The 8,454-nt window shown below is 58.8% G+C and carries 9 protein-coding genes; all 9 read left to right on the forward strand.

Translation table 11 applies throughout. The features are described from left to right. Positions 1 to 477 precede the first annotated feature (477 nt). Positions 478 to 1,461 (forward strand): DUF1852 domain-containing protein, encoded by a 984-nt coding sequence (locus QMX97_RS30530; protein WP_282398146.1) that lies wholly within the window; start codon positions 478 to 480, stop codon positions 1,459 to 1,461. Positions 1,462 to 1,486: 25 nt separating this feature from the next. Continuing rightward, positions 1,487 to 2,518: a methionine synthase gene (locus QMX97_RS30535; protein ID WP_065908082.1), complete on the forward strand. Its 1,032-nt coding sequence runs from the start codon at positions 1,487 to 1,489 to the stop codon at positions 2,516 to 2,518. A gap of 157 nt (positions 2,519 to 2,675) precedes the next feature. Beyond that, positions 2,676 to 3,185: a flavin reductase family protein gene (locus tag QMX97_RS30540; protein ID WP_106803690.1), complete on the forward strand. Its 510-nt coding sequence runs from the start codon at positions 2,676 to 2,678 to the stop codon at positions 3,183 to 3,185. An 87-nt stretch (positions 3,186 to 3,272) separates the two neighbouring features. Beyond that, positions 3,273 to 3,893: a LysE family translocator gene (locus tag QMX97_RS30545; RefSeq protein WP_065908079.1), complete on the forward strand. Its 621-nt coding sequence runs from the start codon at positions 3,273 to 3,275 to the stop codon at positions 3,891 to 3,893. A gap of 42 nt (positions 3,894 to 3,935) precedes the next feature. After that, positions 3,936 to 4,655: an SDR family oxidoreductase gene (locus QMX97_RS30550; protein WP_065908077.1), complete on the forward strand. Its 720-nt coding sequence runs from the start codon at positions 3,936 to 3,938 to the stop codon at positions 4,653 to 4,655. Positions 4,656 to 4,670: 15 nt separating this feature from the next. Beyond that, entirely contained in the window at positions 4,671 to 5,063 is a 393-nt protein-coding gene (locus QMX97_RS30555) for an ester cyclase (protein WP_282398147.1), read from the forward strand. A 33-nt stretch (positions 5,064 to 5,096) separates the two neighbouring features. Next, a complete protein-coding gene (locus QMX97_RS30560) occupies positions 5,097 to 5,576 on the forward strand; it encodes a VOC family protein (protein ID WP_065908073.1) in 480 nt (159 codons plus the stop codon). A 195-nt stretch (positions 5,577 to 5,771) separates the two neighbouring features. Further along, positions 5,772 to 7,073, forward strand: coding sequence for a hypothetical protein (locus tag QMX97_RS30565; RefSeq protein ID WP_282398148.1), 1,302 nt, complete (start codon positions 5,772 to 5,774; stop codon positions 7,071 to 7,073). A 307-nt stretch (positions 7,074 to 7,380) separates the two neighbouring features. Next, positions 7,381 to 8,244 (forward strand): 4-hydroxy-tetrahydrodipicolinate synthase, encoded by an 864-nt coding sequence (gene dapA, locus QMX97_RS30570; protein ID WP_282398149.1) that lies wholly within the window; start codon positions 7,381 to 7,383, stop codon positions 8,242 to 8,244. Positions 8,245 to 8,454 lie beyond the last annotated feature (210 nt).

The following is an 8,454-nucleotide window of genomic DNA, read 5'->3' on the forward strand; positions in this document are numbered from 1 at the left end:
GTCGAGCCCCAGCGAGGCTGCGAAGAAGCCCTGTCAGCCGATGAAGATGTCGACTGTGAGTCCGCCTTCGCAGCCTCGCCAGGGCTCGACAACTCCCACAGGGGGCTTGCGTTTTGCCAGCAGGCTATTCCGCCAAATACCAAAAAGCCCCGGCCCCGCCCCACCATCAAGCCAACCCCAATCCCACAAACAACCCCAATCCCCTGTGGGAGTTGTCGAGCCCCAGCGAGGCTGCGAAGAGGCCCTCTCAGGCACTAAAGACATCAACTCTGAACCCACCCACCCCATCATGAGGAGGGCTAACGCTTCAGTGAAATCAATTCATTATCTCTAACTCTAACCCCCGGCCTAAACTACACCTCTAAGACAGATCATATAAAGACTACTGAGCCAAAACCAACAGGCCGGCGGAATAGCACTCATCAGTGCATTTCATGTCGTCGGGTTTTATCTCAGGCATCAGGGTGTCAGATCAAAATGAACAACGAGTTTACATTTACGCTTAAGCGCCTTCGCTTCGACGAGCACTATCACCCCTCGGAAAATACACGCATCACCACTAATTTCGCCAACTTGGCCCGGGGCCAGAGTCGTCAAGAGAACCTGCGCAATACACTAAGGATGATTGACAATCGCTTCAATGCCCTCGCGCACTGGGACAATCCCAAAGGCGATCGTTACACCGTTGAACTTGAAATCATCTCGGTTGAAATGGGCATTGATGTCGAACACAGTGGCCGTGCCATTCCGCTGATTGAAGTATTGAAAACCACCATCGTCGACCTGAACACCAACGAGCGCATCGACGGCATCGTAGGCAACAACTTCTCCTCCTACGTGCGCGACTATGATTTCAGCGTGGTACTGCTGGACCACAACAAGCATCAGCCCACCTTTGGCACGCCAGAGAATTTCGGAGACTTGCACGGCAAGCTCTTCAAACACTTCGTGAACTCCAGCACCTACAAGGACAACTTCAGTAAACCGCCGGTGATATGCCTGAGCGTTTCAAACACCAAGACTTATCACCGGACTGAAAACCAGCACCCGGTACTTGGGGTTGAATACCAGCAAGATGAACACTCCTTGACCGACGACTATTTCAGGAAGATGGGTTTAAAAGTCCGTTATTTCATGCCGTCAAACAGTGTTGCGCCGTTGGCGTTTTATTTTTCCGGCGACCTGCTGGGTGATTACACCAACCTTGAACTTATCAGCACTATCAGCACGATGGACACGTTCCAGAAGATTTATCGGCCCGAGATCTACAACGCGAACTCTGCTGCCGGAAAGTCCTATCAACCGAGCTTGAAGCACCAGGACTACTCCTTGACGCGCATTGTTTATGACCGTGAGGAACGTAGCCGACTGGCGATTGAGCAGGGCCAGTTTGTTGAAGAGAACTTCATCAAACCGTACCACGCCATTCTTGAACAATGGTCCGCCAACTGCGCGCTTTGACTCAGCCAATACAAGGTTATCCCGAATGAAAAAATTGTTACCCACCTCCACGGCTGGCAGCTTGCCGAAACCCTCCTGGCTCGCACAACCGGAGACACTGTGGTCACCCTGGAAGCTGCAGGATGAGGCATTGATCGAGGGCAAACAGGATGCGTTGCGTTTGGCGCTGCAGGAGCAACAACACGCCGGCATTGACATCGTCAGTGACGGTGAACAAACGCGCCAACATTTCGTCACGACCTTCATCGAGCACCTCAGCGGCGTAGATTTCGAGAAACGCGAGACGGTCAGGATTCGTGATCGTTATGACGCGAGCGTGCCGACTGTAGTGGGCGCGGTGAGCCGCCAAAAGCCGGTGTTTGTTGAAGATGCCAAGTTTCTGCGTCAGCAGACCCAGCAACCGATCAAGTGGGCGTTGCCAGGCCCGATGACCATGATCGATACGCTTTATGACAACCACTACAAGAGTCGCGAAAAACTCGCGTGGGAATTCGCCAAAATCCTCAATCAGGAAGCCAGGGAACTGGAAGCGGCTGGCGTCGACATTATTCAATTCGACGAGCCCGCTTTTAACGTTTTCTTTGACGAAGTCAACGATTGGGGAGTGGCAACCCTGGAAAGGGCCATCGAAGGCCTCAAATGCGAAACTGCTGTGCATATTTGCTATGGCTACGGCATCAAGGCCAATACCGATTGGAAAAAGACCCTGGGCTCGGAATGGCGTCAATATGAAGAAGCCTTCCCCAAGCTGCAAAAATCCAGCATCGACATCATCTCGCTGGAATGTCACAACTCTCATGTCCCGATGGAGTTGATTGAACTCATCCGAGGTAAAAAGGTGATGGTCGGCGCCATCGACGTGGCAACCGACACCATTGAGACACCCGAGGAAGTCGCCAACACCCTGCGCAAAGCCCTGCAGTTTGTCGATGCCGACAAGCTCTATCCGTGCACCAACTGCGGCATGGCGCCCCTACCGCGTCGCGTAGCGAGAGGCAAACTGAACGCACTCAGTGCAGGCGCAGAAATCGTTCGACGAGAACTCTTGAACGCGTGAGTTCATGGCTTCAGCCATAGGCTGGCTGATCCAGGCCGTTGAAGGTTTCAGGGAGACTCTGAAAAAGACTCCCTGAAGCCTGCAGCCCGCCAAACATCCAGTCGCCCCCAGGCTTTTCTCACTACGATCAAGCTGCCGCCCTTATCCAGGACCTACTATGTCACTCGCCAACATGGCTATCGAGCCATTGAGCTTTCGCGAAGCGCTCGGGCACTACGCATCCGGTATCACCGTGATTACTTCACACGTGGATGGCGAGCCCATTGGCTTCACTTGCCAGTCGTTCTACAGCGTGTCGGTGAGCCCACCGTTGGTGTCTTTCAGCGTGATGTCGAGTTCGGCCAGCTACCCCAGAATCCGCCAGGCGGGTCGGTTCGCCGTGAATATCCTGTCCGGTGAGCAAGTCACGATTTCCAACCAGTTCGCTCGCCGAGGCACCGACAAATGGCACGGCGTCGAATGGCAGGCATCGCCGCTGGGCAATCCGCTCCTTGGCGGCAGCCTGCACTGGCTTGATTGCGAAATTCATGCCGAATACGCCGCAGGTGACCACCTGATCGTGATCGGTGAAGTGAAAGCGTTGAACCTGCAAGAGACCGCTGCCACGCAGCCATTGCTGTATTTCAAAGGACAATATTGCAACCTCGCCACGCACACCGAGGTGTGAGCGTCTACGACGGCCGCCCTTGCGCTGGCTCAACCGCACCGACTGCCGTTATCCTCCTTCTCCCCAGACCCGAGAACCGGAGCCGCCATGGACCTCGCCACCCTCGCCCTTTTCCTCCCCGCCTGCTTCGCCCTGAACATGGCACCTGGTCCGAACAACCTGCTGTCCGTGAGCAACTCCACCCGCTACGGCTACCGCACCTCCTGCCTCGCGGGGATCGGCCGCTTGCTGGCCTTCGCCGGCATGATCGCCCTCGCCTCCGCCGGCCTTGCGGTGGTGCTGCAAACCTCGGAGTTGCTGTTCTACGCGATCAAGATTGTGGGCGCGGCGTATCTGTTCTACCTGGCGTTTCAGCTGTGGCGGGCGAATCCCGAGGCAGAGGCGCAATCGACCGCAGCCAAGGTGGGATTGTGGGCGTTGGCGCGCCAGGAGTTTCTGGTCGCGGCCGGTAATCCGAAGGCAATTTTGATCTTCACCGCGTTCCTCCCGCAGTTCGTGGTGCCGGGGCAGCCGATCACGCCGCAATTTGCGCTGCTGGGTGCGTTGTTCCTGATGCTCGAATGGATTGCTATCAGCGCCTACGCCTATATGGGCCTGCATATGCGGCGCTGGTTCGCCGAGCCACGCGGCAAGCGGATCTTCAATCGTTGCTGCGCAGGGCTGTTGTCGGCAGCGGCGACGGTGTTGTTGATGGCGCGTCGGGCGTAAGCTTGCTCGCCTTAGCGGATTTCCCAGTCAAGGAGACACTCAATGAAAACCATGGTGGTCGGTGCAAGCAAAGGGTTGGGCAAGGCCCTGATCGAGGGGCTTGGTGAGCCTGGGGACACGCTGATCGGCGTGTCCCGCTCCCATCCCGGACACCTGGAGCAACGGGCCGGCGTGCAGGTGCGCTGGGTCGAGGCCAACCTGGCAGAGCCGGCCAAGGCAGCGCAGGTCATCGCAGACGCAATAGCCGATGACGGCCTGGACACGCTGATCTACAACCTCGGCATCTGGGAGGCACTGGCGTTTGACCCGGCTTACGCGTTCCTGGCTGACGACGATGACCAGTTGGAAGCCATCGTCAATTGCAACATCACCTCGACGATCCTGCTGATCAAGCGGCTGTTGCCGGTGCTGCTGAAGAGCAAAAATCCACGCATCATCCTGACCGGCTCCACTTCCGGCCTGCCGCAAAGTGGCCGGCCTGAGGTTGCCTTCGGAGCTTCCAAGTTCGCCTTGCGCGGTATCGCCGATGCCCTGCGTGAAGGCTATCGCCAGCAACGCCTGGGCGTCACTTGCCTGAACCTCGGCTACCTCAACACCGAAGACCCCTTGAGCACACCGCGTGCGGTGGCCGAGCAACGCGGTGAAGGCCACTCGATCCCCGTGCACGATGTGGTGCAGGTGGTGCGCATGACGCTGAGTCTGTCTTCAGCCAGTTTCGTCAAGGACATTACCCTGCCGGCGATCCTGGACGAGCGCTTTTGACCGAGGAGCCTGCGCATGACCCGCAGCGAACTCGCCGACCTTTACCGTGGCTACATCGACTGCCTCAACCAGCAGGACTGGGAGCGCCTGGGCGACTTCGTCCACCCGGACGTGACCTACAACGCCACACGGGTCGGCCTCGACGGTTACCGCGCGATGCTGGAGCGTGACTTCCGCGAAATCCCCGACCTGGTATTTCGCATCCAACTGCTGGTCGCCGACCCGCCCACGGTGGCCAGCCGGCTGAATTTCAACGTCACGCCCAGGGGCGAATTCTTCGGGCTGCCGATCAATGGCCGGCAGGTGAAATTCGATGAAAACGTGTTTTATGAAGTGCTCGACGGCCGGTTTGCGCACGTATGGTCGGTGATCGACAAGGCGGCTATCGAAGCGCAGCTCGGCGTCTAGACTCCATACACCCGTCACCTGTGGAGACCGACCATGAAAAGCAAGAACACCCTCTGCCTCTGGTACCACGGCGCCGCCGAGGAGGCTGCCCGCTTCTATGCCAGCACCTTCCCGGACAGCACGGTCGATGCCGTGCACCTGGCACCCGGCGACTACCCTTCCGGCAAGCAGGGTGATGTGCTGACCGTGGAGTTCACGGTGATGGGCATTCCGTGCATCGGTCTGAATGGCGGCCCGATCTTCACGCACTCCGAGGCGTTTTCGTTTCAGGTGGCTACCGATGATCAGGCGGAAACCGACCGGTACTGGAATGCAATCATCGACAACGGCGGCCAGGCCAGCGTCTGTGGTTGGTGCAAGGACAAATGGGGGTTGTCGTGGCAGATCTCGCCGAGGGTATTGACCGCCGCCGTCTCCAATCCGGACCAGAAGATCGCCAAGCGTGCCTTCGACGCGATGATGACCATGACCAAAATCGACATTGCCGCCATTGAAGCCGCCATCAAGGGCTAAGCAACGGCGGGCCTTGGGGTTAGGTCCCTGAGGCCCCGATGCGATAACCTTAAAGATTGACACTCCCCTGCCGTCACCCTTACATCCCCGAATGGACTCAATGAGGCTCTTGTGCGCGTTTTAACTTCCCTATTGCTTGCCGGTGGCATTGCCACCTTGTCCGGTTGCGCCACCCAGGCCAACAGAGTCGACCAAATGTTCGCCGTTACTTTGGGCCAACCGCTGGTCGAGAACAGCATCGTGCGCGAAGGCGACCTGCTGAGTTTCGAAGTGCTGATGCCCGAATTCAAAACCGGCATGCGCCCTACCATGCAGTTCGAAGCCGCGTGCTCGTCGCCACAACTGTACCTGCTGTACATCGACGGCTCGCAGCGTGTCTATCCGCTGAAAGCCGGGCGCTACAGCAAAGCGCGCGAGCTGTCCGCCGACCTGTATGCAAAGTTGGCCGCCAACCCGACCTTCGTGCGTGCCTGTGCCGAGACGCCCAAGCCTGACTGGCGCCTGGTCAAGAGCGACGATCGCGATAACTGGGTGCTGATCGACGCCGCCAGCGTCAAGACCGTGCAGGGTGAAACCCGCTTCTGGGCGGCGTTCGATAACCCCACGGTGCTCAACGACCTGCCCTACGACGCGCCATACGCGCAAAAACGCGAGCACTTTGCGGTGTCCTGCGCAAACGGCACCTACAAGGAACTGGCCGGGTATGACCTGGACGCACGCAATCGCGTCAGCGACGGCCGCGTCGACAGCTTCCCGACGCCGCGCGCGATAGCCGGCAGCAATGACGACTACGAGTTGCTCTTCAAGCATGTCTGCGCCACCCCAGAGAAAATCGCCGCACTGCCAGTGTTCAAGCCGCGCCTGAAAGCCCCGGCCAACATCGCCTTGACCTCGGTGCAGCCACAAGTCCTCGCCGCGTTGGCGCCGTTCAAGCAGGACAAGCCGGCGCGGACCCTGAAGTACGTGCACGTCACCGGCACCTCGACCATGAAAGGCAAGACCAGCAATTCCACCATCGAGCAGTTCATCAGCCAGGACGCGGCGAGCGGCCAGCAGGCGATCGCCCTGCGTGGCGACGGCTACGAGTCGCAGTCGGTGAGCTGGCGCAACCTGATCGAACTGGTGTCCAAGTCGACCTTCTCGAGCATGGCCGAAAGCTCGACGCTGACCCAGCTGAGCCTCACCGGTAACTGGAAGGAACTGCCGGTCGGCGACACGGTGGTCTACCAGATCAACCGCTCGACCCTCAACAGCTTGCTCGGCAGCTACAACAAGCAACAGGTCACGCGCTGCGTGGTCGAGCGCGAATTGCCGGCGAGTGAACTCAATCCCAAGCTGCTGGGCAGCGCCAAGGCCTTGTCGTGCCGTACCGACGACGACAAGTACAACCGCGTCAACCACCTGTTCTACCTGACCGACTATGCGTATTTCCACGAGTCCAGCACGGACAAGAATGAGTTTTTCTACTCCGATTCGCGCATCGATCGATTCGAATAACAGCGCCGAATAAACATCGTTGACACACCCTGTAATATTCCATGAAGATGGAGGCCTTATTCAGGGTGTGTCAGTCAATGTCCGCAATGTCCGCCGTTAACCTTTCCGTCATTGGCTTGATTGCCAAGGCGCAAGGTTGCGTTGCGCACGCCCTCAAATCGAAGAAACAGTCGCTCATGTGACCGGGGCGCGCTGTCCCGTCAGATGAGCTGACAGGACATTGAGCGCGACGGACTCCCTCCCCTTTGCACAATTGCCCATGCCCTTCTGACGGTGACTCAAGCGGTCAATCATCAGGAGAAAATGCATGTCCTCGTTTCAAGGTATCTGGGTTCCCGTAGTCACGCCGTTCCATGACGGCGCCATCGATTTCATCGGCCTGCACCGGCTGGTCAGCCACCTGCTGGAACAGCATGTGGCCGGGATCATGGTGTGTACCACCACCGGCGAAGCGGCGTCGCTGAGTCGGGCGGAACAACTGGCCGTGCTCGACGCGGTGTTGCAAAGGGTGCCGGCGCACCGCGTGGTAATGGGCCTGGCCGGCAATAACCAGGGTGAACTGCTGCAGTTCCAGGGCGAGGTTCTCAAGCGCCCGGTGGCTGGCCTGCTGGTGCCCGCGCCGAGTTACATCCGCCCGTCCCAGGCCGGCCTTGAGGCGTTCTTTCGCACAGTGGCCGACGCGTCCAGCGCGCCGATCATTCTCTACGACATTCCCTACCGCACCGGCGTGACCTTCGAGCAGGCGACCTTGCTCAACATCGTCGTGCACGAACGCATCGTGGCGATCAAGGATTGCGGCGGCAACCTGGACACCACCCTGGCGCTGCTGGCCAGTGGTGCGGTGGATGTGTTGTGCGGCGAGGATATCCAGATCTTCAATGCGCTGTGCCTGGGTGCCAGCGGTGCGATTGCGGCATCGGCGCATGTGCGTACCGCAGAGTTTGTGGCGCTGTGGCAGCAGGTGCGCGATAACCAACTGGCCGAGGCCCGGACGACGTTTTTGGGATTGGTGCCGTTGATCAACACGATGTTCATGGAGCCCAACCCGGCACCGGTGAAGGCAGCGCTGGCCCTCGAAGGATTAATCACCGACGAGCTGCGCGCGCCGATGCAACAGGCCAGCGAGGCGGTGGTGACACGGTTGCGCGAGCTTCCAGGAGTTCGCGCATAAGCGCTGATAAACAGGCCTCTTGTTGCCAGGGCCCGCATTTTCTGGTGAGTGGTTTTTTTTGTGGTGAACCTGCCTTTTGGTGGTGAGCAGGCTTTTTTGTGGTGAGCGGGCTTGCCCCGCGTTGGGCTGCGCAGCAGCCCCAAAACCATCCACCGAGAATTGCCTGACACACCGCATCTGGCGGACTGGGGCTGCTTCGCAGCCCAACGC

This window comes from Pseudomonas sp. PS01298 (assembly GCF_029959745.1).
GTDB lineage: Bacteria > Pseudomonadota > Gammaproteobacteria > Pseudomonadales > Pseudomonadaceae > Aquipseudomonas > Aquipseudomonas aylmerensis.

Coding starts and splice junctions, on each gene's coding strand:
- QMX97_RS30530 (WP_282398146.1), top strand. CDS start 478: ATGAACAACGAGTTTACATTTACGCTTAAGCGCCTTCGCTTCGACGAG.
- QMX97_RS30565 (WP_282398148.1), top strand. CDS start 5,772: ATGTTCGCCGTTACTTTGGGCCAACCGCTGGTCGAGAACAGCATCGTG.
- QMX97_RS30555 (WP_282398147.1), top strand. CDS start 4,671: ATGACCCGCAGCGAACTCGCCGACCTTTACCGTGGCTACATCGACTGC.
- dapA (WP_282398149.1), top strand. CDS start 7,381: ATGTCCTCGTTTCAAGGTATCTGGGTTCCCGTAGTCACGCCGTTCCAT.
- QMX97_RS30535 (WP_065908082.1), top strand. CDS start 1,487: ATGAAAAAATTGTTACCCACCTCCACGGCTGGCAGCTTGCCGAAACCC.
- QMX97_RS30545 (WP_065908079.1), top strand. CDS start 3,273: ATGGACCTCGCCACCCTCGCCCTTTTCCTCCCCGCCTGCTTCGCCCTG.
- QMX97_RS30550 (WP_065908077.1), top strand. CDS start 3,936: ATGAAAACCATGGTGGTCGGTGCAAGCAAAGGGTTGGGCAAGGCCCTG.
- QMX97_RS30560 (WP_065908073.1), top strand. CDS start 5,097: ATGAAAAGCAAGAACACCCTCTGCCTCTGGTACCACGGCGCCGCCGAG.
- QMX97_RS30540 (WP_106803690.1), top strand. CDS start 2,676: ATGTCACTCGCCAACATGGCTATCGAGCCATTGAGCTTTCGCGAAGCG.